This is a genomic window from Paraburkholderia sp. 35.1 (genome assembly GCF_050436525.1).
In the GTDB taxonomy this organism is placed as follows: Bacteria; Pseudomonadota; Gammaproteobacteria; order Burkholderiales; family Burkholderiaceae; genus Paraburkholderia; species Paraburkholderia tuberum.
Genome location: NZ_JBNDMJ010000002.1, coordinates 450,850 through 475,275 on the forward strand (window position 1 = coordinate 450,850; position 24,426 = coordinate 475,275).

General features: G+C 63.7%; 22 protein-coding genes and 9 pseudogenes. 9 read left to right on the forward strand and 22 right to left on the reverse strand.

Going from position 1 to position 24,426, the window contains the following annotated elements; genetic code table 11:
• Nucleotides 1–5 precede the first annotated feature (5 nt).
• From OKW27_RS07850 to OKW27_RS07860, 3 genes are all read right to left on the reverse strand, one after another.
• Nucleotides 6–755, reverse strand: coding sequence for a 2-keto-4-pentenoate hydratase (locus OKW27_RS07850; protein ID WP_429333115.1), 750 nt, complete (start codon nt 753–755; stop codon nt 6–8).
• A gap of 3 nt (nt 756–758) precedes the next feature.
• Nucleotides 759–2,045, reverse strand: coding sequence for an MFS transporter (locus OKW27_RS07855; protein ID WP_429333116.1), 1,287 nt, complete (start codon nt 2,043–2,045; stop codon nt 759–761).
• A gap of 154 nt (nt 2,046–2,199) precedes the next feature.
• Nucleotides 2,200–3,420 (reverse strand): pyridoxal-phosphate-dependent aminotransferase family protein, encoded by a 1,221-nt coding sequence (locus tag OKW27_RS07860; protein ID WP_429333117.1) that lies wholly within the window; start codon nt 3,418–3,420, stop codon nt 2,200–2,202.
• Nucleotides 3,421–3,590: 170 nt separating this feature from the next.
• On the opposite strand from OKW27_RS07860, the gene OKW27_RS07865 reads away from it, so the two are divergent.
• Nucleotides 3,591–4,322, forward strand: a complete 732-nt coding sequence (locus OKW27_RS07865; RefSeq protein ID WP_187612458.1) for a GntR family transcriptional regulator — start codon at nt 3,591–3,593, stop codon at nt 4,320–4,322.
• Nucleotides 4,323–4,714: 392 nt separating this feature from the next.
• Here the strand turns inward: OKW27_RS07865 and OKW27_RS07870 are convergent.
• From OKW27_RS07870 to OKW27_RS07895, 6 genes and pseudogenes are all read right to left on the reverse strand, one after another.
• Nucleotides 4,715–4,870, reverse strand: a pseudogene (locus OKW27_RS07870) (MFS transporter); the annotation flags it as partial.
• Nucleotides 4,864–5,322: pseudogene (locus tag OKW27_RS07875) on the reverse strand (hydroxymethylglutaryl-CoA lyase); the annotation flags it as partial. The pseudogenes OKW27_RS07875 and OKW27_RS07870, both read right to left, overlap by 7 nt.
• Nucleotides 5,315–5,551 (reverse strand): annotated as a pseudogene (locus tag OKW27_RS07880) (LysR family transcriptional regulator); the annotation flags it as partial. The pseudogenes OKW27_RS07875 and OKW27_RS07880, both read right to left, overlap by 8 nt.
• 21 nt (nt 5,552–5,572) lie before the next feature.
• Nucleotides 5,573–5,881, reverse strand: coding sequence for a type II toxin-antitoxin system RelE/ParE family toxin (locus tag OKW27_RS07885; RefSeq protein WP_090808193.1), 309 nt, complete (start codon nt 5,879–5,881; stop codon nt 5,573–5,575).
• On the reverse strand, nt 5,878–6,162 hold the full coding sequence (locus OKW27_RS07890) for a YlcI/YnfO family protein (protein WP_090808191.1): 285 nt from the start codon (nt 6,160–6,162) through the stop codon (nt 5,878–5,880). The genes OKW27_RS07885 and OKW27_RS07890 overlap by 4 nt, the downstream gene beginning before the upstream one ends.
• A gap of 67 nt (nt 6,163–6,229) precedes the next feature.
• Nucleotides 6,230–6,871: an HD domain-containing protein gene (locus OKW27_RS07895; RefSeq protein ID WP_429333118.1), complete on the reverse strand. Its 642-nt coding sequence runs from the start codon at nt 6,869–6,871 to the stop codon at nt 6,230–6,232.
• A gap of 263 nt (nt 6,872–7,134) precedes the next feature.
• Between OKW27_RS07895 and OKW27_RS07900 the strand changes: the two are divergent.
• From OKW27_RS07900 to OKW27_RS07925, 6 genes and pseudogenes are all read left to right on the forward strand, one after another.
• Nucleotides 7,135–8,096 (forward strand): annotated as a pseudogene (locus OKW27_RS07900) (GlxA family transcriptional regulator).
• 53 nt (nt 8,097–8,149) lie between these two features.
• Nucleotides 8,150–8,892: pseudogene (locus tag OKW27_RS07905) on the forward strand (SDR family oxidoreductase).
• Between the two features lie 192 nt (nt 8,893–9,084).
• Nucleotides 9,085–9,297: a hypothetical protein gene (locus OKW27_RS07910; RefSeq protein ID WP_429333119.1), complete on the forward strand. Its 213-nt coding sequence runs from the start codon at nt 9,085–9,087 to the stop codon at nt 9,295–9,297.
• A 517-nt stretch (nt 9,298–9,814) separates the two neighbouring features.
• Nucleotides 9,815–10,195, forward strand: coding sequence for a BON domain-containing protein (locus OKW27_RS07915; protein ID WP_429333120.1), 381 nt, complete (start codon nt 9,815–9,817; stop codon nt 10,193–10,195).
• A 731-nt stretch (nt 10,196–10,926) separates the two neighbouring features.
• Nucleotides 10,927–11,061, forward strand: a complete 135-nt coding sequence (locus OKW27_RS07920) for a hypothetical protein (RefSeq protein ID WP_018424053.1) — start codon at nt 10,927–10,929, stop codon at nt 11,059–11,061.
• 46 nt (nt 11,062–11,107) lie between these two features.
• Nucleotides 11,108–12,755, forward strand: a pseudogene (locus tag OKW27_RS07925) (NRAMP family divalent metal transporter).
• A gap of 119 nt (nt 12,756–12,874) precedes the next feature.
• Here the strand turns inward: OKW27_RS07925 and OKW27_RS07930 are convergent.
• A pseudogene (locus OKW27_RS07930) lies at nt 12,875–13,000 on the reverse strand (4-hydroxyphenylacetate 3-monooxygenase reductase subunit); the annotation flags it as partial.
• Here OKW27_RS07930 and OKW27_RS07935 point away from each other — a divergent pair.
• Nucleotides 12,995–13,325: pseudogene (locus OKW27_RS07935) on the forward strand (response regulator transcription factor); the annotation flags it as partial. The pseudogenes OKW27_RS07930 and OKW27_RS07935 overlap by 6 nt on opposite strands.
• A gap of 28 nt (nt 13,326–13,353) precedes the next feature.
• On the opposite strand, the gene OKW27_RS07940 reads toward OKW27_RS07935, so the two are convergent.
• From OKW27_RS07940 to OKW27_RS07965, 6 genes are read right to left on the reverse strand one after another with little or no spacing between them, the layout of a single operon-like run.
• On the reverse strand, nt 13,354–14,097 hold the full coding sequence (locus OKW27_RS07940) for an SDR family NAD(P)-dependent oxidoreductase (RefSeq protein ID WP_429333121.1): 744 nt from the start codon (nt 14,095–14,097) through the stop codon (nt 13,354–13,356).
• 22 nt (nt 14,098–14,119) lie between these two features.
• Nucleotides 14,120–15,262: an amidase gene (locus OKW27_RS07945; RefSeq protein WP_429333122.1), complete on the reverse strand. Its 1,143-nt coding sequence runs from the start codon at nt 15,260–15,262 to the stop codon at nt 14,120–14,122.
• On the reverse strand, nt 15,259–15,777 hold the full coding sequence (locus OKW27_RS07950) for a nuclear transport factor 2 family protein (protein ID WP_429333123.1): 519 nt from the start codon (nt 15,775–15,777) through the stop codon (nt 15,259–15,261). Before OKW27_RS07950 ends, OKW27_RS07945 begins: the two co-directional genes overlap by 4 nt.
• Nucleotides 15,778–15,781: 4 nt before the next feature.
• Entirely contained in the window at nt 15,782–16,159 is a 378-nt protein-coding gene (locus tag OKW27_RS07955) for a hypothetical protein (protein ID WP_184073051.1), read from the reverse strand.
• Nucleotides 16,160–16,211: 52 nt separating this feature from the next.
• Entirely contained in the window at nt 16,212–16,712 is a 501-nt protein-coding gene (locus OKW27_RS07960; protein ID WP_429333124.1) for an aromatic-ring-hydroxylating dioxygenase subunit beta, read from the reverse strand.
• Nucleotides 16,709–17,992, reverse strand: a complete 1,284-nt coding sequence (locus tag OKW27_RS07965; RefSeq protein ID WP_184037866.1) for an aromatic ring-hydroxylating oxygenase subunit alpha — start codon at nt 17,990–17,992, stop codon at nt 16,709–16,711. Before OKW27_RS07965 ends, OKW27_RS07960 begins: the two co-directional genes overlap by 4 nt.
• Before the next feature lie 175 nt (nt 17,993–18,167).
• Between OKW27_RS07965 and OKW27_RS07970 the strand changes: the two genes are divergently transcribed.
• Nucleotides 18,168–19,088, forward strand: coding sequence for a LysR family transcriptional regulator (locus tag OKW27_RS07970; protein ID WP_090808172.1), 921 nt, complete (start codon nt 18,168–18,170; stop codon nt 19,086–19,088).
• A 15-nt stretch (nt 19,089–19,103) separates the two neighbouring features.
• On the opposite strand, the gene OKW27_RS07975 is transcribed toward OKW27_RS07970, so the two are convergent.
• From OKW27_RS07975 to OKW27_RS08000, 6 genes and pseudogenes are all read right to left on the reverse strand, one after another.
• Nucleotides 19,104–20,072 (reverse strand): PDR/VanB family oxidoreductase, encoded by a 969-nt coding sequence (locus OKW27_RS07975; RefSeq protein WP_429333125.1) that lies wholly within the window; start codon nt 20,070–20,072, stop codon nt 19,104–19,106.
• Nucleotides 20,073–20,192: 120 nt separating this feature from the next.
• On the reverse strand, nt 20,193–20,639 hold the full coding sequence (locus OKW27_RS07980; RefSeq protein ID WP_429334636.1) for an MFS transporter: 447 nt from the start codon (nt 20,637–20,639) through the stop codon (nt 20,193–20,195).
• Between the two features lie 91 nt (nt 20,640–20,730).
• Nucleotides 20,731–21,084, reverse strand: a pseudogene (locus OKW27_RS07985) (MFS transporter); the annotation flags it as partial.
• 177 nt (nt 21,085–21,261) lie between these two features.
• Nucleotides 21,262–22,038 carry an enoyl-CoA hydratase gene (locus OKW27_RS07990; protein WP_429333126.1) on the reverse strand — a complete coding sequence of 259 codons (777 nt, stop codon included), beginning with the start codon at nt 22,036–22,038 and terminating at the stop codon, nt 21,262–21,264.
• A complete protein-coding gene (locus OKW27_RS07995) occupies nt 22,035–23,243 on the reverse strand; it encodes a CaiB/BaiF CoA transferase family protein (RefSeq protein ID WP_429333127.1) in 1,209 nt (402 codons plus the stop codon). Before OKW27_RS07995 ends, OKW27_RS07990 begins: the two co-directional genes overlap by 4 nt.
• Before the next feature lie 208 nt (nt 23,244–23,451).
• Entirely contained in the window at nt 23,452–24,354 is a 903-nt protein-coding gene (locus tag OKW27_RS08000) for a LysR family transcriptional regulator (RefSeq protein WP_090808166.1), read from the reverse strand.
• Nucleotides 24,355–24,426: the final 72 nt, after the last annotated feature.

The window sequence follows — 24,426 nt, forward strand, 5'->3', positions numbered from 1 at the left end:
ATTACCTAGTACAGCGTCAGATGCACCGGCGCGAGTCCTTCGATATGCCCGCTCACGTCGCCCGCCTCGCGCGGAAAGAACATGCCGGTGTACGAACCGGCGGTGATCACCATCTCCGGCGTCACCGCAATGCCGCGCGAACTCGCGTGATTGACGAGCCACGTCAACAGCCGCCGCGGATCGCCGGCCGGATTCGCGGGCGTCGTTTCGACGACATTGCCTGCGTTGAACGCGAAGCGCAGCGACGGCGCGACGAACGGAAAATCCTCGCGATACCGTGTGAATTCACCGACGATCAGCGCACCGTGATTTTGCAGGTCCGCAAGCTGCGCGAGTTTGTCGATGGCGGGCCACGCGGCATAGCGGCTCGCGACGATCTCGATGGTCGCGCCGATCGAGCCGATGCCCGCGAGCACTTCGTCCTCGCGGTACGGTTTCGTGGACGGCTCAAAACGCCGGCCGAAACGGAACGCGACTTCGAGTTCGAGCCCGAGCGGCGCGAAGCCTTCGCGCGACAGACGCGCGCCGTCGGCGTGCAGATCGGTGTCGGGCAATGGCGCGCCTTGAATCGGTCCACTCGCCGATTTCGCGCCGATCTTCCAGCCGCCGATTCGCGCGCCGCACGCGCTCAAGATTTCATGCTGGATTGCGTAGGCCGCGTCGGCATCGGAAGGAAGCAGCTCCGGCGGCAACGTATCGAGCACCGTGCGATTGCGACGCGCATCGGCAAGCAGCTGACTCAATGATGAAGTCATGTTTTACACGCCCATCCGGGTGGAAACGTGCGCCTTCTCCGACGCGCCAACTTCGAAGCGGCTCTCGGGCTGCATGCGGAACGCGAGCACGACGCCGATGCCCATCAGCAACATGCTGCCCACGAACGGCAGATCCCAGTTGCCAAAGCGGTCGATCAGAAAGCCGCCCATCACCGGCGAGATGATCGCGGCGAGCGCCGAGCCCGTGTTCATCATGCCGCTCGCGGTGCCGGAGAAGTCCGGCGCGATATCCATCGGGATCGCCCACATCGGGCCGATCGTCATCTCGGCGAAGAAGAAGCCCGACGCGAGACAGGCAATCGACAACGTCAGGTCATGCGTGAACATCAGAGGAATCAGCGACAGCAGGCAGAACAGCATGCACACCGACACCATCCAGCTGCGCGCGCGTTTGAGGCTGCCGGTGCGCTTGAAGATCGCATCGGTGACGATGCCGCCGAGCGTGTCGCCAATCACGCCCGCGAAGAACACGACCGACGCGAAGATCGCCGACTTCTTCAATTGCAGATGGTGGTTATGCAGGAAGTACAGCGGAATCCAGCTCAGGAACAGCCACAGCGTCCAGCCGTAGCAGAAGTAGACGATCGTGACCGGCGCCATGCGGCGAAACAGCTTGCCCCACGGCAGGCCGGAGACTTTCGGCTTCGGCGTGGGCAGCACCGCGAGTTCCTCGGGCGTGATGCGCGGATGATCTTTCGGATGCTCAGTGAACGTGAGCGCCCACGTGACCACCCACACCAGACTCAGCGCGCCGCAGATAAAGAACGATTCGCGCCAGCCCCAGTTGGTCATCACGATCACGATGAGCGCCGGCGCGACCGCGTTGCCGACTCGCGACGCCGCGTGCGTGATGCCCTGCGCGAAGCCGCGCTTTTCTTTCGCGACCCAGCGCGACATCGCCGACGTCGCGGCCGGGAACGTCGCGCCTTCACCGAAACCGAGCACGAGCCGCGCGGCAAGCAACGAAGCGAGCCCGCCCGCGAAGCCCGTGAACACCGTCGCGAGACCCCAGATGGCGCCGCAGAACAGCAGCGTGCGTCGCGCGCCGAAGCGATCGCTGACCCAGCCGCCGATCACCTGAAACAGCAGATACGGATACGCGAAGGCCGAGAACACGAGCCCGACCTCCGTATGCGTGAGATTGAATTCCTTGCCGAAACCCGCCGCCGCGGTGCTGACGTTTACGCGATCGAGGTACGTGATGAAGTACATGATGCAGAGCATCACTAGAACGATACTGGTCGCACTGGTCAAACGAAACCGCTTCATCGTCTCTCTCCATGGCATGTGTCGACGGCGCGCCTGAAGTGGCGCGCTGCGTCGTCGCCCGTCGGCCGCGAGAGCCGCTATGGACGCATTGCATGTTGTTCTGGCCGCGTTCTGCGCGCGGCTCGATGAGGGAAGCGCTCCCTGCGCCCGACAATCAAGCCGCGGCCTTCAATCCCGACGTCTTCGGTGCCTGGCTCAGCCACTCCATCGCAGCCGGCATGCCGCTTTCCGTGAGCGGCACGCCAGCAAGCCGCAGACCCATTTCGCAGCCAGCCAGTGTCGCGAGCAGCATCAGATCGTTGCAATCGCCAAGATGGCCGATGCGGAACATGCGGCCTTTCATCTTGCCGAGGCCCGTGCCGAGCGACATGTCGAAGCGTTCGTAGATCAGCTTGCGCACCGCATCGGCATCGACGCCGTCGGGCATCATCACGCCCGTCAGCACCGGGCTATAGACGGCGGGATCGGCACACTGGATTTCGAGCCCCCACGCGCGCACCGCGCGGCGCGTCGCTTCGGCAAGCCGCTCGTGGCGCGCGAACACGTTGTCGAGCCCTTCGCCGAGAATCATTTCGATCGCTTCATGCAGCCCGTACAGCAGGTTCGTGTTCGGCGTGTACGGCCAGTAGCCGGATTTGTTCATCTCGACGATTTCCGTCCAGTCCCAGAAGCTGCGCGGCAGCTTCGCGTGCTGGCTGGCGGCCATCGCCTTCGGCGAGATCGCGTTGAAGCTGATGCCCGGCGGCAGCATCAAGCCCTTTTGCGAGCCCGACACGGTCACGTCGACACCCCATTCGTCATGACGATAATCAGCGCACGCGAGACCGGAGATCGTATCGACCAGCAGCAGCGCCGGATGGCCCGCGGCGTCGATCGCGCGACGCACGGCGGCGATGTCGGACGTGACGCCGGTCGAGGTTTCGTTGTGCACCACGCAGACCGCCTTGATCGCATGCTGCGTGTCGGCGCGCAGATGCGCTTCGATCATCTGCGGCTGCACGCCGCGCCGCCAGCCTTCGATGCCTGGCAGCCCCAGGAATTCGGGCTTCAGGCCGAGCTGCTCGGCCATTTTTTTCCACAACGTCGCGAAGTGGCCGGTCTCGAACATCAGCACGTGATCGCCGGGGCTCAGCGTATTCGACAATGCGGCTTCCCATGCGCCCGTGCCGGACGCCGGATAGATGACGACCGGCTGCTGCGTCTTGAAAATCTTCTTGATGCCGTCGAGCACCTTGAGACCCAGCTCGCCGAATTCGGGTCCGCGATGGTCGATGGTCGGATAGCTCATCGCGCGGAGGATGCGATCCGGCACCGGACTCGGCCCCGGAATCTGCAGGAAGTGACGGCCAGCGGGATGAAAATCTAGCTTCAGCATCAGAGTCCTCCAATTGAATTTTGCATGCAAAAAACTATATCAGACGAACCGTGATGCTCCCAAGACGAAAATTGGCCTTTAAGGCCCGTGTTTACCCGCGTGTGCGCATGGATTAACTAATTGATATGGTTCCGATAAAATCCAGTTCATGTGAAGCTGAGGATTTTTGTATGCAAAATTCGGATTTCGACGCGGGTCTGACCGCTGCCCCGCTGATGCCGAAGGTCGAGCGTCAGCGCCTGCACGACACGGTGGTGGAGCACATCCGCCGCTTTATCGTCGAGGGAGCGCTGGAGCCCGGCAAGAAGCTGAACGAGCGGGAGTTGTGCGAAACGCTCGGCATTTCGCGCACGCCGCTGCGCGAGGCGCTGAAGGTGCTGGCTGCCGAAGGTCTGATCGAGATTTCGCCGAACCGGGGCGCGTCGGTATCGAAGATGTCGGAAGCGGAGGTGCGTGAGACCTTCGAGCTAATGAGCGGCCTCGAAGCGTTTTCCGGCGAACTCGCGGCCGAGCGCATCACCGCGGCCGAACTCGCAGAGATCAAGGCGCTGCATTACGCGATGCTGGCGTGCCGTGCGCAGAACGATCTGCCGGGCTACTACAGTCGCAACCAGGCGATCCACGACAAGATCAACGAAGCGGCGAGAAATTCGGCGCTGCGGCAGACGTATGTGTCGGTCAACCGGCGGCTGCAGGCGCTGCGCTTTCGCTCGAACTATCAGACGCCGAAGTGGGACCGCGCGATTCACGATCACGATGAAATGCTGAAGGCGCTCGAGGCTCGCGACGGCAAGAAGCTCAGCGCGATTTTGCGGCAGCATCTGCTCGATAAGCGGGATGCGGTTTTGCAGGTGCAGGTGCAGGAGGAGGTGGTCGCTTCGGCCTCCGGGTTGAAGGCGTGATGCGGACAACTGATGCCGAATCCCGCTCCTCGCCACTCCGTCGGCAACAAAACTTGTCCACCTAAATTGTTGGCAAGCCTGTGGACAACCTTCGCACAGCGAGCTTAAGTGCTTGAAGCGTGAGAACTATCCGCGCGCGGTGCATGCGTAGGCAGTGAGCGTCGCTATGGAGTCCGTGATACTGGCGAGGGGGTTCGCAAGGATGCCGTTTCACTCGCGCCGACCTCGAAGTCCAGTTGTCCACATAATTTGGGAACAAGCTTGTGGACAACCTGCGCACAGGCCTGCCAAGTGTTTGATACGGCAGGCCTATCGTGCGCGGATGCGGGAGCGGGCAGCGGCGCGGCACCTCACGCGATGCAAGCCAAGGGCCGCGCCCTCCATCCTCGATTTCACTGCGTCGTTTCACGACTGCGCAACGACTCCGGCAACCCATACAGCACGATCAGCGCGCACACCACGCTCATCGCGCCGATCACATACAGCGCCGGCGTCGTGCTGCCGGTCAGATCCTTCACACGTCCGACCGTCACCGGGCTCACGATCCCGGCGCGAACGGGCAGCCGCCAAGCCCGCCGAGCGCCGCGTCGAAACGGCGGACGCCGGTTTCATACGCGGCGAGCACGTTGGCGAGACCGAGGCCGCGCGTGTTATGAAAGTGCAGCGTGAGCGCGGCGGCCGGCAGCCGCTCGAGCGTGCGCTTGACAAGTCGCGCCACCTGGCGCGGATTCGCCATACCGGTGGTATCGGCGACGGTGATGCCCTCGATGCCCATCTCGCGATACGCGTCGACGATGCCGATCACGCGGTCTTCGTCGATGCGCCCTTCGAACGGACAGCCGAACGCGGTCGCCACGGTCGCGTTGAGCCGCACGCCCGCGGCCATCGCGCAACGCACGATGTCGTCGAACGCCGCGAGCGACGACTCGCAGCTCATGCGCATGTTCGCGCGGTTATGCGTCTAACTCGCGGACATCACGAGGTTCAGTTCGTCGGCGCGCGTGATGCGACAGCGTTTCTCCGGCCGGCGTCAGCGTCATGCCGCGCGCGTTGCGCTGGAATAGCGATGCGCCGACCGCCTGTTCGAGTTCGACCAGCCGCTTGCTGGCGGCGGACACGGCGATCGCCTCGCGCTCGGCGGCACGCGTGAGCGTGCCCTCTTCGAAGACGGCGAGAAAAAGCTGCAACGTGGTGAGGTCGAGCTTGCGGAGAAGATTTTTGATGACCATGGCGCGGCGACGAAAGTTCGGTCAGTGATAATCATCCTCTAGCTGATGGCGCACCGCCAACACGGTCACGGTTTGGCTGTCGTCGATTTCGAACAGCGAGACGTAGCCCGCGCGACCGAATGGGATCAGCAGCTCGCGCAAAAACGGCGTATCGCGCTGAACCTTTCGGCAAGTGAACGGCGACGTACGCAGCGTGGCGATACCATCGCGGATGGCTTGCAACGCGCGTTCGGCGAGCGGGAAATCCGTGTCGTCCCGCTCGAGGATGAAATCGTACAGTCTCTGCAGGTCCGCCGCCGCTGCGCGTGTGAAACGAACCTGATACGTCATCGGTGCTTCTTCGCGCGGGCCTTCGTTTTTGCTTCGCGGAGCCGCGTTTCAAGACCGGCGAGCACGTCGTCGGCCGATACGTAGTCGCCGCTTTGCTTCGCTTCAGCACGCGACTCGAGCCCTCGCACGACGAATTCACGCACATTCAGGCGCCGCGCGATGTTGTCGCGGATCGCCTGCTCGACGAAACTGGAGAGGCTTTCGCCGTCCTGCAGCACGTCCTCGGCCGCGGCCCGCAGCTCGGGCTTGACCCGAACCGACGGGAAAGTAGCGCTTTTCATCGTTCTCTCCATGCATCGCATTAGCGATGCATTATCGCGCTACCTCATTTCTGCCGCAAGCAGCCCTTCACGACTTCCACGCCGAACCCAGAATTATCGTGCAGAAATTCTCGCGATGATAATGCGGGTCTTTCAGCGCGAGCACGTCGGCCTTCACGTTGCCGAACGTCGTGTGCGGCTTGTGGATCGTGCCGTGCGCGAACGCATCGATGATACCTTCCTTGAAGTGCGCGCCGCGCGGATGCGCATGGGTGACTTCCTCGCGCCGCTGCTCGCTAAATTCGTCGTAGGCGAGACCGAGCACGTCCATTTCGACACCCGCAGTGACGAGCGCGATCACCGGCTTCATATGCTGCGGAATGCCTGGTGTCGTGTGCAGCGCGATCGCGGTCCACACCTGCTCGATGTCGTCCTCGCCGATCCGATGCCGCCGCAGAAATTCACGCGCGGCATTCGCGCCGTCGACTTCGAAGCGCTCCTGCTCGCTGCTGTATGGCGCGACGAGACCCATGTCGTGAAACATCGCGCCGATGTACAGCAGTTCGGGGTCGTACTTCAGCTGCTTGCGTTGCCCGGCCAGCGCGCCGAACAGAAACACGCGCCGCGAATGGTGATACAGCAACTCCGTTTCGGTGTCGCGCACGAGCTCGGTGGCTTCACGCGCCATCATGCTGTCGGGAATCTGGATACCTGCGATCGTCGTAGTCATGCGGCGTACTCCTTCGTATGCGAACGTGAATGTGAAAGTAATCAACGGGACGCGCGCCGCCGCTTCAGAGCGCGTTTTGGTATGCTGGTCCGCGCCGTGATGTCGATGCCTGTCGCCTGCCTGTGAGACCGCGCGTCCGACCGATCCAGTATTGGCCAGCGCGGCGCCACGAACAATTGCCGCGAGCCGTTGAACACTGCCAAACGCACAGCGTTGACTGCCGCGGCGTGCCCTTCACGTTCCCCGTCAAAGGAAGTCGTCCGATGCCCACCGTCGCGATCGCGATCTTCCCAGGAGTGCAGGCACTCGACGTCGCCGGTCCCGTCGACGTGTTCTCCGAAACGAACCGCTTCGTCGCGCCCACGCGGCACTACGAGGTCAAGCTGCTGGCCGCGGACCCGGCGCCGCTGCGCGCGTCGAACGGGATGACGCTGGTGGCGGACGCGACCTTCGAGCAGTCGCGCGAACCGTTCGATCTCGCGCTCGTCGCCGGCGGCCCCGCGCTACCGCGCAACGAAGTGCCGGACGCGCGCCTGCTCGACTGGCTCGCCAACGTCGCGACACGTTGCGCTCGGTACGGCTCGATCTGCACCGGCGCTTTCGCGCTCGGTCACGCCGGCCTGCTCGATGGGCGCCATGTGACGACGCACTGGCAGCACGCCGCGCAACTCGCCGCGCAGTTTCCGCGCGCGCGGGTCGACTTCGATCGCATCTATCTGCGCGACGGGCCGCTGGTCACCTCTGCGGGCGTGACGGCCGGCATCGATCTGTCGCTCGCGCTGGTGGCCGAGGATCACGGTGCGCATAGCGCGCTCGCGGTCGCCAAGCGGCTCGTCGTGTTCGCGCAGCGGCAAGGCGGTCAGTCGCAATTCAGCCCTATCTGACCGCGCCCGCCGACGACACCTCGCCCGCCGCGAAAGTGCAGGCGCACGTGATGGCGCGTATCCATGACAGCTTCACCGTCAAGCAACTCGCCGACGTCGCGGGCATGAGCGCGCGTAACTTCGCGCGCGTGTTCGTGCAGGAAACCGGCGTGACGCCGCATGAATTCGTCGAACGCGCGCACGTGGATGCCGCACGCAAGCTGCTCGAAAGCAGCGCCGCGGCGCTGAAGACGATCGCCTACGATTGCGGCTTCGGCACCGCCGACCGCATGCGCATCGTGTTTACGAAGCGGCTTGGCGTGACGCCGACGCAGTATCGCGAGCGCTTTCGCCCGGTCTGAATACGGCGTGAGAAAATCGTCGACTCTGCACGTCAACGATCACCAGGAACGACATGACCTCCTCTTCTCCGATTCGCGCGATCGTCACCGGCCATACGCGCGGCCTGGGCGCGGCGCTCGCCGAACAACTGCTCGCGCGCAACGTCACGGTGCTGGGTATGCCGCGCTGAAGGCGCGCTTTGCCGCGCGGCTCGAAGAGATCGAGCTGCCGCTGGCCGAGCCCGCACGCGTCGCGCAATGGATCGCCACCGACGCACTGAGCAACTTCGTGCGCGGCGCGCAGACGGTGCTGCTGATCAACAACGCGGGCATGATGCAGCCGATCGGGCCCATCGAAGGACAGGACGCCGCGAGCGTCGCGGACGCGGTGAGCCTGAACGTCGCGACGCCGCTGATGCTCGCGAGCGCGCTCGCCGCCGCGGCCGTCGACGCAACCGACCGCCGCATCGTGCACATTTCGAGCGGCGCGGCGCGCAACGCGTATCCGGGCTGGAGCATCTACTGCGCAACCAAGGCCGCGCTCGATCATCACGCGCGCGCCGTCGCGCTCGACGCGAATCGCGCGCTGCGCATCTGCAGCCTCGCGCCGGGTGTGATCGATACGGACATGCAGGCGCAAATTCGCGGTAGCGGCGAAGAGCAGTTCCCGATGCGCCAGCGCTTCGACGAGCTGAAGCGCAACGGCCAACTGTCGACGCCCGAGCAATGCGCGGCGCAGTTGATCGACTATGCGCTCAGCGATGCGTTCGGGCAGACGCCGGTCGCGGACATTCGCGAGATCGCGAAATCGGCCTGAACGGGCTATTGCTGCCGGGTATTTGCGCTCCCGAAAATCCTCACCTCAAGCACGGAGCAGTGGCGGATCGGCGTCAGCTACCGTCGTCGTTTCTCCCGAAAAGCCTCACCTTTGAGGTGAAAAGAGGACTCGAGGAGGCATTTCAGCGAGCGCATTGCGGCGCTCACACACCGCTCCCGAAATCCCTCACCTTTGATCGAACGCAGCCGGATCGCTTCGCCGATGCCGGCCGCGCACGCGGCAGATCGCCTGGACATTCAACGACTTACGTTGCACAGCCGCCGCACGGTCACCGCGACGGATGCCATGATTGGCGACTGCATGAAGCGCGTTTTGTACGTCGGCACGACGGGCCGTCGCCTGATACAGCATCGACGGCTCCCGAATATCCTCACCTATGGCTGACAGGCATGAATGCGCGCATTCCCGCGAGCCTCTTGCCGCGGGGTTTGTGCGGTTCCCGGCCCGGCCGGTTAGTTGCAAAAGAACCGCCCGCGAGCGACTCCCGAAAGTCCTCACCTTTGACGCGATGCACGCGCCACGTTCATTCGATCGGCACGTTCTTCAGCCCCACGCACCGCGACGACGTTCTTCATCGCGTCGACGAACCTGACGAGAAGGAAGCAACGTTGGGAATGCGATATGAGTTTCAGAGGAAACCATTCGCAATTTGTAGCGCCGTCCGGGCGACTCCCGAATTCCCTCACCTTCAATTTTGAAGTGCGCGTACAGGTGCGCATATTCTCACCTCGGCGGCTCCCGAATCTTCTCACCTATCAGTATCGGCGCGTGCGCCGCAGAATATAATCGGGGCCGACGGTCGATGACTCGTCGCGAGGCGGTAGTGCGTTGCGCCGCCTCTTCCCCGCTGGCAGCACGCGGCTCGAACGGCAGTTCCTGACAAACCGGCAAAGGAGGAAGAATGAAAACAAACGGCGCGAGCAGAATCCTCGGTGCACTGTTCGCGGTGGCCATCGCGACTTGCGCGACCTGTGCAAACGCACAGACGCGCGAGATGCCGAACGATGCGTCGATGCAAAGCCAGTCGGTCCCAGCGGCTTCGAACCGGAACAACAACCGGTCCGACAGCGCAATCGTCCGCGACGTCCGCCGCGCTTTCACGCGCACCACGAACCTCAATTCGGCGAACATCCGTGTCGAAGCGCGTCACGGCATCGTTACGCTGACCGGCACCGTGCCGCGGCAATCGCAAATCGCGCGAGCCGGCAACGCCGCGCGATCGGTTCGCGGCGTCAGAAGCGTGCATAACCGGCTGACCGAGCGACGGCGCGCCAATCAGTGAGCACGGCGTGGTGGCATCGGCCGGACGGATCGGTGCCGCCTGTTCGACCTCCCCCCTATATCGGCCTCGACCCGCATGTCATTCAAAGTGCCCACCGTCGCGCGCCGCACATTTTTTCTGCTCTGCTTAAGAAACAGGTTGACCTCGGCGGAAGGCGAACCCTAGAATTCAAAAATCATCACCAATGGGGCTCATGCCTTGGACACCTGCAGTAGCCGACTTTCGAACAGATTCGCTGCCTGACCGGCAGGACGTCCGCGCTCTCTTCATCAGCCGCCGTCTTGCCAGTTGGCAGACGGTGCGCGCCGCAGTTTCTTCCCGTGCACCTAAAGTAACGTCGTATCCGCATGACAGGAACGCCGCGTTCACGCGCGTTCCCGCGCCGATACGGCGTCGCATCGCGAGCCTTGCGCTTGCGGTCGCGTTTGCGCGCGCGTTGTCAGTCAACGCAAACAGTTCAACGCAATGCGCGCGAACGCGTGGATAAACACATGCGTAGCGAACGTGTAGCGAGCGTGCGTAGCGAACGCTTCAGACGCTCGAACGCAGTCCCCGCTACACACCGACAAGGAGCCGCCATGCCCGACAGTGACAGTTATCCCTTATGCCGCTTCCCCGTTCTATCAACTGAGGAAAGCGAGTAGACCTCCACCGCCGCGCCCGGACATACGCGGCCTCCGTGTCTGCTGGCTTTCCACCAGCGCGTCGAAACCGGCGCCCGGAGATCCCTCATGCAATTCGGCCTCCTTCTTTCGCAGTTCCCGCGTGTGCAGGAATCGCGCGCCCATTACGACGGCATGCTCGTGCTGCACGCACCGCATCCGTTCATCGCCTTCTGCCGTCGCGTGATGTCGCGCGTGGCATAGCGTTTCGCGATCCGACCTTCGACAAATACAACCAGGAGAGAACGACATGTCTACTCCGACGAACATTTCCTCCCGCGCGCAGCGCCGTGCTCGATTCGGCACACGTCGGCGATATCAAGGGCGCGCTCGGCACGATCGCTCACCATGACATCGCGCCACGCACGAGCTGGTGGGCGCGCCTGCGCACGCTGCTCGCGATCCTCGGCCCCGGTCTGATCGTGATGGTCGGCGACAACGACGCGGGCGCATTCGGCATCTACACGCAGGCCGGCCAGAACTACGGCACTACGTTGCTGTGGACCATGCTGTTGCTGGTGCCGGTGCTGTTCGTCAATCAGGAGATGGTGTTGCGGCTCGGTGCGGTCACGGGCGTGGGCCACGCGCGGCTTATTTTCGAGCGCTTCGGCAAGTTCTGGGGCGCGTTCAGCGTCGTCGATCTGTTCCTGCTGAACGCGCTAACCATCGTGACGGAATTCATCGGCATCACGTTCGTGCTCGACTTCTTCGGCGTCTCGAAGATCGCGGGCGTGTGCATCGCCGCGGCGCTGACGATGGCCGCCGTCAGCACCGGCGACTTCCGCCGCTTCGAGCGTTTCGCGGTCGCGCTGTGCGTGTTGAGCCTGCTGCTCGTGCCGGTGCTCGTGTCGATTCACCCGCCGGTCGGCCAGATCGCGCGCGACTTCTTCATTCCGAACTGGCCCGCGCACTCGAAGCTGTCCGACGTGATGCTGCTCGTAATCGGCATCGTCGGCACGACGGTTGCTCCGTGGCAGCTGTTCTTCCAGCAGAGCTATGTGGTCGACAAGCGCATCACGCCGCGCTTCATGAACTACGAAAAAGCCGACCTGTGGATCGGCATCGTGTTCGTACTGATCGGCGCGGTCGCGATGATCTCGTTCAGCGCGGCGCTGTTCGACGGACGGCCCGGGTTCGGCAACTTCACGGACGCGAGCGGTGTGATCGCCGGTCTCGAGAGATACGCGGGACGTACCTCGGCCGTGCTGTTCGCGATCGCGCTGTTCGACGCGTGCGTGATCGGCGCGGCGGCTGTGTCGCTATCGACCGCCTATGCGATCGGCGACGTGTTCAAGATCCGCCATTCGCTGCACCGTAGCGTGTCGGATGCGAAGGGCTTCTACGTCGTGTACTTCGCGATCGTCGCGGCCGCCGCGGCATTGGTGCTGATTCCAGGCAGCCCGCTCGGTCTGTTGACCGAAGCGGTGCAGACGCTCGCCGGCGTACTGCTGCCGAGCGCGACCGTGTTCCTGCTGCTGCTGTGCAACGATCGCGCGGTGCTCGGTCCGTGGGCCAATTCGAAGAAGCTCAATCTGTTTACCGGCGCGGTGATCTGGGTGCTCGTGATGCTGTCGATCATCCTGACCGCGTCGGTGATCTATCCGGACATCGCGGCGGAAACGATCATCGAAGTACTGGCGGGCGGCACGTTGCTCGCGGTCGTCGGGTATGTGGCGAGCTTCGGGATGCGCAAGCTGCGCGGCGAGTCCGCGGCCGAGCCGGCTCCGGTCTATGCGAAGGACGCGCGCAACACGTGGCGCATGCCGCCGCTCGACGAACTGCCGCCGCCGCGTCTGACGCTCGCCAAACGCGTATGGATGGGCGTGCTGCGCGGCTATCTACTGCTCGCGATCGCGCTCGTGATCGTCAAGGTCGTGCAGATGGCGTTGCTGAAGTAGTGCGAATGGTGAGGAGTTCCAGGAGGTCCGGACAATGGTGAGGTTTTACGGGAGCCACGTCCGGAGCGACAACGTAAGCGCTGCCGGAGCCCGATCTGGCCGGCAGCGCTTCAAATGACTCATTGCCCCTTCCACGCGCGCGGCACCCGGTGAAAATTCCGGTCGAAGTAAATCAGGCTGTCGCCGTCGGCGCGCACGCGAATCTGCGTGGTCTCCACGAACATGACCGAGTGCGAGCCGACTTCGTCGAGAAGCCGTACAACTCGCAGCAGATGCTCGAGCGCATTCAACGCGCAATGAAACTCGCGTCCCAGCGTCACGCGAAACACATGCGCCAACTCGAACTGCGTGAGCGGATCAACTCGCTCACGTCGCGCGAGAAGGACGTGCTGCACGGTTTGATCGAGGGGAAGCCGAGCAAGGTCATTGCGGCGGACCTGTCGATCAGTGTGAAAACCGTGGACGTGCATCGCGCGATGCATCAAGAAAAAGCTCGGCGCTTCGTCGATTCCGACCCTCGTGCGCGGCGTGCTCGAAGTATTGAGCCCGTTGGACGAGCGGCCGGAATGACCCGGCCGCCTCGGCCCTTCCAGACGCATCAGCGCATGTACAGGCCTCCATTGACGTCCCAGCACGCGCCATTGGCGAAATAAGCGTCACCGGAAGCGAGCATCACCGCGACATCGGCAACATACGACGCGGCCCCGAGCTTGCCGACCGGTATCGCTTCGATCACTTTTGCCAGCTTGTCCGCCGCCACGCTCTCGTGAACGATCGGCAAATCGAGCGGCCCCGGCGAGATCGCGTTGACTGTCACACCGCGCGCGGCGAGATCGCGCGCGAAGACCTTGGTCAACGTCAGTACGCCGCCCTTCGCGGCCGCATAGTGCGCGCCCGTTGCCGAGCCGCCATTCTGCCCCGCCAGCGACGCGATATTGACGATGCGGCCCACGCCGCGCTGCGCGAAGTACTGCCCGAATACCTGGCAGCCGAACAGCACGCTGCGCAGATTCACGTTGATGACCTGATCGAACTGCTCGGCGGTAATGTCCATCACGGGCACGACCTTCGAGGCGCCCGCATTGTTGACGAGCGCGTCCACGCCGCCCCAACGTTCGAGCAACGCGTCGCGCGCCGCTTCGAAGTCCGCCTTGCGCGTGACGTCGAGCCGGATTGCGCAGGCGCTCGAGCCGTCGCTGCTGAGTTCATGCGCGAGCGCTTGCGCGGGTTCGATCGCGATATCGGTCAGCGCAACCCTGTAGCCTGCTTCGTGAAAACGACGCGCGACGACGGCGCCAAGTCCGCGCGCGGCGCCCGTCACGAGCGCGATTCTGTTCGACATGTTGCTGACTCCTTGATTGCGTTCAGGCGGATTGCCCGAGGCGCGCTTCGAGGTGCGCGGCGACCGCGCACACCGTTTCGTCGTCGTTCTTGCGACCGATGATTTGCAGGCCCGCCTTCAGCGTCGAGCGTTCGATCGGAACGGGCAGGCTCAGCGCCGGATGCCCGCTCAGGTTGAACGGCCGGATCAACGACGACATGCCGATCACCGACGTGCCGGCGCGTGCCGCTTCGAGCGTGATCGGCAATGAGGGCAGCGTCGGCAGCACGAGTACGTCGACCCGGTCGAGCGCGCGGTCCACTTCGTCGGTGAAGGTGCGGCGCACGCGTTCCGCCGCGTCGAGATCGGCGGCGCTCGTGGCCGCGGCCGCGCGCAGGCGCGCTTCGATATCAACGCCGAGCTTGCCGCTTGCCACCAGATGGCCGAATGCGCGCGATGTCTCCGCGTTGATCACCGCGAGGCCGGCCGTGAATGCGTCCTTCAGGGATGCGAGTTCGATCGCTTGCGTGGCGAGTTCGGACTTTCCGACCGCGTTGGCGATTGCTTTGGCGATGTCGTCATCCGCGTCGACTGCGACCATGCCAATGCGCAACTGCGAAACGTCTCGACGCGCATCGTCAGCGCGAAACGAAGGATCGATCGCCGTCATCACGCGAATCAGCGTGTCCGTCTCGCGCGTAAACGGTCCAACGCAGTCGAGTGTCGTGACGCGCGGCGCCACGCCGTGCCGCGACACGCGGCCGAACGTCGGCTTCAGGCCGATAACGCCGCAGCATGCGGCGGGGCCGCGGACCGAGCCACCGGTGTCGGTACCGAGCGCGGCGTCCACGAACTTCTGCCCGACCGCCGACGCGGACCCGCTCGACGATCCGCCAGGAATGCGTGCCGCGTCCTGCGGATTGACCGGCGTGCCGGAAAAGTCGTTGATGCCGGTCATGCCGAACGCGAGTTCGTGCATGTTGGTCTTGCCAGTGACGCGCCAGCCGGCGTCGAGCAAACGCCGCACGACTTCGGCGTGCTCCGATGCAAGCGGTGCGTCGGCAAGCGCGCGGCTTGCCGCTGTCGTCGCGTAGCCGGCGACGTCGATGCTGTCCTTGATCGCAATCGTCGGCGCGTCGGCGCTGTCCGTCGCGCTCAGATCGAATGTCTGCAGAAATGCGCTCATGCCGAAACTCCCTGGGCCGGGTTGACTTGCCACGGTGCATCGAAAAGACGCTCGGTACGGAAATGGCGGATCAGCCATGTCGCGCCCGCATCATGAGTGGCGGGCACGAAGTCGACTTCGAGGCGCGCCGCGATCAGTTCCGCTTTCGCATCGACATAACCCGAAGCCTGCAACATGATCCAGCGACCCTTCGTCGTGTCGCCGTTCACCTCGATATGCTCCGCAGACAGAAAGTGGACATTGGTCGCGAAGTGCGGCGTGGGCGGCAAATAACGCTGCAGCATCGCGACGATCTGCGCCGGCCCTTCGAGACGCCCGAACTTGTTCGCGTACTGCGGGCCGATGCCTTCCCAGATCGCGTCTTCGGCGAACAGCGCGGCGAGCGCCTCGCCTTCGAGCGCGCGCATGGGCACATCGCACAGCGCCATGTAGCGTGCGATCGTCTTACGCACCGCGTTCTGTGCTTCTAGCGCTTTGACGCGCGCGAGCAGCGCGTCGATAGCCGGATCGGTCATCGCGTCACGCATGGTTGGCGACCGCTGGCGGCACCGTCAGCGCACGGCCCACGCGCGCCTCGATCTTGCCGTAGCGCCACAGGTTGTAGTCGCCGACCGGCGTCGTCCGATACAGATTGCACACGGCCACCGCGGTATCGAAGTCGGCGACGTCGGCCATGATGTAGAACGTCCACGGCGCGCCATCGGCGTTGCCGACCACGAGCCGATCGTCGTCCATCACGCCCAGCACGCGCACGTTTTCCATCGCTTCGATCGCGTTCAGCATCTTGCCGTACGCTTGCCACACTTCGCCGATCTGTTCGCGCGGCAAGTCGAAGAAGTTCTGCGAGACGCCGCAGCAGAACAGCACACGCAAAGGCAGGTTTCGGTTGTCGCTCATGGGAACGTTCCTTGGTTCGGTTGATAGCCTTCGAGTGTCGGCATGACGACCGTCAGAGCAGGAAGCCGATCGCGCTCAGCGCATCGGTGGAATCGATCAGGCGGATTACTTTCTCGACGAGACGCGGCTCGCCGCTCGCCATGCTGATCTTGTGCGTCAGATCGGCCGCGAAGATCGTCGACGTGCCCCGCTTGTACGCGATGATGATCTGCGACGACTTCACTTCGACCATGTCCGCGCTATCGCTCGCGAGCGTGAAGCGCGACACCGTGCGCACCGTGCGCGCGGCATCCGACGCGGATGCCGAATAGCCCGACGTCATGCGCTGCACGCGCAGCTCGCGCATATGCTGATCGTCGTACGCGTAGTTCAGCGTTGCCGCGTAATCGGTCGTGTTCGGATCGATCGGCACCACGTAGTGGCCCGCCGGGTCCCACAACTCGAGCCACTCGCGATAGTCGCGTCGATCGAGCAATTCGGCTTCGCGCCAGATGAACTCGATCGCGCGCGCAAAGGTCTGGTGGGAAAAGAGTGCGTTTCTGTCGTCCATCATGCCTGCTCCATCATTGCGCGCCATTGCTTGTAGGCTTCGCGCATGCCGGTTTCATCGGTTGCGTGGGCGGTTTTCTCGCCGTTCGCGGCGGTCGTTTCGCGATTCAGACCGCGATTGACGAGGATCGGTACGTCCGGTCCCGCATGCGAGCCGCGCTGCACGCGCTCCCACGCTTCGGCGTCGTCGGGACTGCCGAAGCCGAACGGGCCCTGGAAGTGCTCGTGAATGCGCAGGCGCACGCGGTTCGCTTCTTCAGGACCGCCGTCCATTGCGAGCGCGACGTGGCGAATCTCCGTTTCCTCGGCGGAAATCGGCCGCAGCACACGGAAGAACGCCATCGACAGCGCGAGATTCGGGAACAGGTTCAGGTTGAAGCCGACGCCCATCAGCGAGCGCACGATGCGGCGAACTTCTTCCGGCGGGTGCTTTTGCGCGAGTTGCGCGGCGAGTTCGCTGAAGCGCTCGGGCAGCGGCGCGCCATCGTCGCGGTCCAGATCGACGATCTCGGGCATCAGCACCGCGAGGCTGTGACCGTTGCCGAGCGAGCGGCAGAACGCCTGGTCGCTCGTCATGAAGCTGGTGATCGCGGCGGCGGTTTCGTCGTCGATGGACTTCATCCACGACTTGTGCACGACCGGGAAGTGGTACAGATCCGTCGTGTTTTCGAGCTGGATCTTCCAGTTGCCCTTGAACTTGAACTTGTGCTCGCCGTTGGCCTTGATCGGATAGCCCGCGCCCTGCTTCATGAACAGGTCGATCCACGGCTTCGCGCCGCCGAGGAAGTCTTCGAGCGGTTCGATCGTTTCGTTGAAGCTCGCGAAAATGAGGCCCTGATAGACGCCCACGCGCAGCTTCTTGAGCGGCAGATCGCCCTTTTCGCATACGCCTTCGTAACCGTCGCCGTACGGCAGAGCGCGCAGCGTGCCGTCGAGCGCATAAGACCAGCTGTGATACGGGCACGTGAAGCCCTTCGCATTGCCCTTGTGCTCTTCGCACACGGTCGCGCCGCGATGCCGGCAGCGGTTTTGCAGCACGTTGACCGCGCCGCTCTTGTCGCGCACGACGATCACCGGCTGCCGGCCGATCGTCGTCGTGATGAAATCGCCGGGCTTCGGCAGCTCGCTGTCATGCGCGACCCAGATCCACGTCTTGTAGAAAATGCGCTCCAGTTCGACTTCGAACAGCTCGGGATCGTAGTACAGCGAAGGCGCGATGCGATCGGCCTCGGCGCGCCTGGCTAAGGCGCTGGTGTCGATGGTTTGATAGGTCGGCGTACTCATTGTATGCGGGGAACAGTTGCGTGGTTGGAATGAAGACGCACATCGACGCGACGAGTCGCGTGCAACACATCAGCGCATCCTCTCGTTGACATCAGTCTCGCTTTGCGACGATCATGCGTCAAATCGATTAAAAACAGGTTGCCGAATAAGTTCGACTGATATCACAAGAGACCCCATGACCTCCATCGACCACGTCGATCTCAATCTGCTGAGGGTGTTTCAGGCGATCGTCGAGGAGCGCAGCCTGACGAAAGCGGGCGAACGCCTCGCGCTGTCGCAGCCCGCGGTCAGCTACTCGCTCGGCCGTCTGCGCACGATGTTCGACGATCCGCTCTTTATCCGCACGCGCGCGGGTATGCAGCCGACCCCCGTCGCGCTCGAGCTCGCGGAAATCGTCGGCCACGCGCTCGACACCGTGCGTCAGGCGCTGCGTTACGCGGAGCGTTTCGACCCGGCGACGAGCACGCGCACGTTTCGTCTGTCGCTATCGGATGCGGGCGAAATGGCCTATCTGCCCGCGCTGTGCGCGGCGCTGCAGAAGTCCGCGCCGCGCGTGAAGCTGGTCGTCGAGCCGTTGCCGGTGGAGGAGATCGAGGAGGCGCTGCGCTCGAGCCGGTTGGACTTCGCGATCGGCAATCTGCCGTCGCTGCTGCCGCGCACGCGGCATAGCCTGCTGTTCGAGGAATCGTATGTGTGCATGACGCGCAAGCGCCGCGACCTGCCGAGCGGTGACACGCTGAAGCTCGAACGGTTTCTGGCCGCGTCGCACATTCAGGTGCGCTCGCTCGAACATAGCCACCATGCGCTCGACGACGCGCTGCGCGCGCAACGCGTCGGCCGCAATATCGCGTTCGCGTTGCCGCACTTCGTCGCGGTGCCTGGCGTGCTGGCTGCGACGGATCTGTTCGCGACGCTGCCCGAACGGCTCGCGCATATCCTCAATCGCGGCGACGCGTTCCGGATCTATGCACTGCCCGTGCCGCTGCCGAAGGCCGCCGTGACGATGCACTGGCACGAGCACTTCCACGAAGACGAAGGCATCGCGTGGATGCGCGGCCTCATCACCGAGATCCTCGCGGGCTTCGAGAAAATGTGATTGCGCGGAGGTAAATCAGAGGTCGAGCACGAGCACGGGAGTGCGCGAGCGCGACACACAGCAGCAGATCACGCTATTGCTCGCGCGCTCGGCCTTGCTCAGGCAGTGATCGCGATGCTCGGGCTCGCCGCTGACCACATCCACCATGCAGGTGCCGCACACGCCTTCGCCGCACGATGTGTCCACCTCGATACCGATCGACGCGAGCGCGTCGACGATCGACGTGTTCGCATCGACTCGCACGGTCTGACCGCTACTCGCGAGCTGCACGTCGAAGCTATCGAGCGACGCTTCGGCCGCAGGCGCCGGCTCCGCCTTGAAACGTTCGAGATGAATCACTTCCGCGGGCAAGCGTTGCTGAGCGCTTGCTACGACAAAATCCATGAACGGCGAGGGACCGCACGTGTAGACATGCGCGTTCGCGCCTGCATCGAGCAGGCACGCATCGAGCGCGGGTTTCAGCTCCTCGGGCTGCACGCCGAAATGCAGCTTCACGTGCCGTGCGAACGGCTCGCGCGTGAGCAGCGTCATGAAGGCCGCGTGCGCCTCGCTGCGGGCGAAATAGTGCAGCGTGAAGCGCGCGTGCCGCGCGGCGAGCCGATAAGCCATCGACAGCAACGGCGTAATGCCGATGCCCGCGCCGATCAGGATGTGCTCGTCCGCGCTTTCTTCGAGACGAAAAAGGTTGCGCGGCGCGCCGACCGACAGTTCGGTGCCGACGCTCACCTCTTCATGAAGCGAGCGCGAGCCGCCGCGCGATTGCTCCTCCTTCTTCACCGCGAAAATCTGCGACTCGATACACTCCGGGTCGCCGCACAACGAGTATTGCCGCGTGACGCCCGAAGGACTCGTGACGTCGATATGGGCGCCGGGTTCGTAGCGCTCGAACGGCAGCCCATCGAGCCGCGAAATGCTGAACGAGCGGACGCCGTGCGCTTCTTCGCACAAGGCATCGACGCGGACTTTCAGGGTTGAAGCTTGCATGATTGCCTTCCGATGTATTCCTGGGGGGACGATATGCCGAGATTAGCGCCCCGCATCGGATAAGCAAAATAGATTAAAAAACCGTGCTTGCATCAATGCGATTTATTTTATGCTGAAGTGTCAAGCGCCCGACATCGCGTCCTCCTTGCGTTGCGATTCGCTGCGCGGCTGCGTCGCGTCATTCGAAAACGGTATGTTCGGCTTCATGAAGAAGCTCAGCACGATGCCGAAGAGCATCACGCCGATCGACAGTACGAACGTCAGATCCCAGCTGCGCAACCGGTCGGCGACCAACCCGGCGATGACTGGGCTCACGATCGCCGCAGTGAAGCCGGTGCCGCTCATGATGCCGCTGGCCGTGCCGGAGCGGTCGTAGGCGACGTCCATCGGAATCGCCCACATCGGGCCGACGTTCATTTCGTTGAAGAACATCGCCGCGGCAAGGAAGATCAGCGAAATCATCGGATCGTGCAGCAGCACGACGGGAACCAGCGACAGCGCGGTCAACGCCATACACGAGGCCACCAGATAGCTGCGCGCAAGCTTGACGTTGCCGGTCCTGCGCAACAGGCGGTCGCTCGCCCGAGGTGAACACCACGGCCTTCCTGATGTTCAGGTGGAACGAATGCATGAAGTACAGCGGCATCCAGTCGAGCATCAGCCACAGGATCCAGTTGTAGCAGAAGTACACCGCCGAGATCGGTGCCATGCGTTTATACAGGCGCATCCACGTGCCGCGCGGATCGACCGGACGCGTCTTGGGAGGCGGCAGTTTATCCAGTTCGGCGCGCGTGATGCGCGGGTGATCGACGGGACGCTCCGTGTAGGTCAGATACCAGAGGACCAGCCAGACGGCGCTCATTGCACCGAGCAGATAGAACGAAAAGCGCCAGTTGAACGCGGTCATCAGCGTGAGGACCAGCATCGGTGCGATGGCGTTGCCCAGCCGCGCGGACGAGTGCGTGATGCCCTGTGCCATGCCGCGCTTGTCACGGGCGATCCACGAGGCCATCGCGCTAGTCGAGGCCGGAAACGTCGCGCCTTCGCCGAGACCCAGCAGCACATCAGGCACAACATCACCAGCACGGTGGTGGTGGCCTTCAGCGACATGCGTTTCATATGTCGTCCTCCAGATGTCATTTATTTTTTTGCGGTGAAGCCACGCGATTGCGCGTGCGATCCGGGACGCTCAGCCCTTCGGCGTTCCCGAGCCGAAGGCCGCGACGGCGTCGCGGAACCGCTGGCTGCCGTACACCTGCTCGACGAGATCCTCGTCTGCGAGGTTTTGATCGATCACGATGCGCCGCAAGCTCTCCTTGACCGCATGCTGCGTCACGGGCGATAGCGCAACGAGCCGCTCGGCGAGCGCGCACGCCGCGTTGCCGACCTGTTCCTTCGCCGTGACGTCATACACATAGCCGCACGCGTGCGCTTCGGCGGCGCTGAGGAAATCGGAGAGCAGCAGCATCTTCTTCACGCGCGGCACGCCGAATGCCGCCACGAGCCTCGCGAGATTGCGTGACGACAGCGTGTTCGATAACGTCTTTGCGATCGGCGCGCCGAAGCGCGAGCCCTGCGCACAGATGCGGAAGTCACACGCGGTAGCGATGGCGAGTCCGCCACCCACGGCCCAACCGTCGATCGCGGCGACGGTGGGCACCGCAATGCGTTCGACCGCGTCGATCACCTGTTCGACGAGCGCTTCGTATTCGACGCCCTGCGAGCCTGCCGTAAAGTCGCGGAAGTAGTCGATGTCGGTGCCCGAGATAAAGGACTTGCCGCCCGCGCCGCGTAGCACGATGCAACCTACGGTTTCGTCCGCGCGGCATTGGTCGATCAATGCCAGCAAGGTCTCGTACATCGGAATCGACATCGCGTTGTGCCGCTCGGGGCGGTCGATCACGATCTGCGCGACCGACTCCGTCAGACATTCGAGCCTGACTTTCTCACTCGTCGCTTCGCTCATTTCGCGGCCCCGTTGATCTCTGCGTAAAGCTCGTCGTTGTGCTCGCCCAGCCGCGGCGGATGGCGTCTTACGCGCTGCGGCGTACCGAGCATCTTGACCGGAAAGCCGATGTTCTTGACCTTGCCTTCAACCGGATGGTCGATCTCCATGCACATGCGGCGATACTGCGCATGTTCGCTGCTGAAGGCTTGCGGATACGACAGGATCGGTCCGGCGGGAATGCCCGCGGCCAGCATCGTCTCGATCCATGCCTCGCAGTCGCGCTGGCCGAACGACTTCTCGAGCGATTCGATCAGCGCTTCGCGGTTCTTCAGGCGCAGGGAAACGGTCTCGAACTCGGGATTCGTCAGCAGATCGGTCCGCTCCAGCAGTTCGCAAAGACGCGACCACAGCTTCTGGTTGGTTGCGCCCATCACGAAGTAACCGTCGCGCGCCTTCACGGCCTGATACGGCGCGCTCATCTTGTTGCTGGTGCCAAGCGGCGTCGGCTCGACACCCGTTCCCCAGTAATCCGACATGTCCCAGATCGAGAAGGCCATCGCCGAATCGAACAGAGACGCGTCGACGTGTTGCCCCTGCCCGGTCTTCTGCGCGCCGATATAAGCGGAAAGCACGCCGTACACGGCGAACAGCGCACAGCCGATGTCCGCCACCGGCACGCCGGCCTTCACGGGCTTGCCGCCTTTGTAGCCCGTCACGCTCATGACGCCGGACATCGCCTGCGCCATCAGGTCGAAGCCGGGGCGCTGCGACCACGGGCCGCTCTGACCGAAGCCCGAGATGCTCGCGTAGACGATCTTCGGGTTGATTTCACGGATCGTCTCGTAATCGATCCGCAGCCGCTGAACCACGCCGGGCCGATAGTTCTCGACAATTACGTCGGCGGTCCTGGCCAACTTGTAGAAAAACTCGCGCCCTTCGTCGGTCTTCAGGTCCAGCGCGACCGAGCGCTTGTTGCGGTTCATGTTCAGAAAGCCCATGCTGTCCGGGCCTTTCATCTTGAAGCCCATGGCGCCGCGCGTCTGGTCGCCTTCGAGGGGTTCGACCTTGATGACGTCCGCGCCGAGATCGGCGAGCATCATGCAGGCGAACGGGCCGGCCATCACCTGGCTGACGTCGAGCACACGGATGCCCTGCAGCGGCAACGGCCGGTTGTCCGTATCCGCGTCGTCGCTGGATGGTGTTTGTGCGTGGCTTTGCGTCATGTCGTCTCCTGTTTTTCCTGCCGGGCCGCTGTCGCGCGAAGCGCGTCGCGCGGCCGGCCGTTGCAGCACCGTGTTGGCGTGCGTCAACTGTCGCGCACGCGAGGTGCCGCCGCAAGAATGCGACAGTCATACCTGGTTTCGCAAAAGACGAAGGGGGTGGTGCTTTGCAGTCGAGGGTGTCGAGCGCAGGAACTGCTGCGCCCGCGCTTCAGCGGCCGGCCACGCGCCGTCCGGCCGTGAGCGCGGCTTCGACGTTGCGCAGCGTCTGCGCCTGCGCATGTCCTTCCACACAAGACAGTACGTAGCTACGTTGATGCCAGTCACCCGCGAGCTCGACGACGCCGAGGCCGTCCTCGGGATGGAAGCTGCGCAGCACGTCGGGCGGCATCAGACCCACGCCGAGCCCGTGCCGCACGACGGCGAGCATCGTGTCGAAACCATTGACCAGATAGTCGCAATCGAAGCGGCGGCCGCGGCTGTGAAACGCGCGCTGCACGGCGGCGAGGATTGCCGAGCCCTTGCCGAGGCTGACGAGCGGAAGCTCGAGCAAGGCGTCGAGCGTGATCGGCTGCGGATCAAGATGGAAATGTGCGCGGCTATAAACGAGCACCAGCCGGTCCTCGCGATAGCGCATTTGCGGCAGATCGAGAAAGCCGCTCTTCTTTTCGTAGATGCCGATGTCGATCATCTTGTCGCGCAACATCTGCTGCACGATGCGGCTGTTCTCTTCGACGATCTTCAGCGAGATGCCCGGATAGGCATTCCGGATCGCGGCGATATCCGCGGCGAGAAACTCGATGATCACGGCTTTCGGCGCGCCGATCACGATGCGTCCGTCGAACCCGCTCACGAGTGCCTGCGCCTCGCTCGCGAGCCGGTCCACCAGCGTGTCGACCTGCTGCAGATAGCCGAGCAGCTTGCCACCCGACTCGGTCATTTCCACGCCGTGCGGTACGCGCCTGAAGAGCTTCGTGCCGAGTTGCTCCTCGAGATCCGACACGCGCCGCGACGCCGCCGCCACCGCGAGCCCCAGCCGGTTGGCCGCCCGCGAGATGCTGCCCTCTTCGACCATCGCGACGACGAGACGAACGGTGGTGGTGTCGACTTTCATGCGCTGACATGAGGACCGGGTCGTGGGGGAGTGCCATGTTACCGCACTCCTTTACCTCAGACTGCGCGGGCC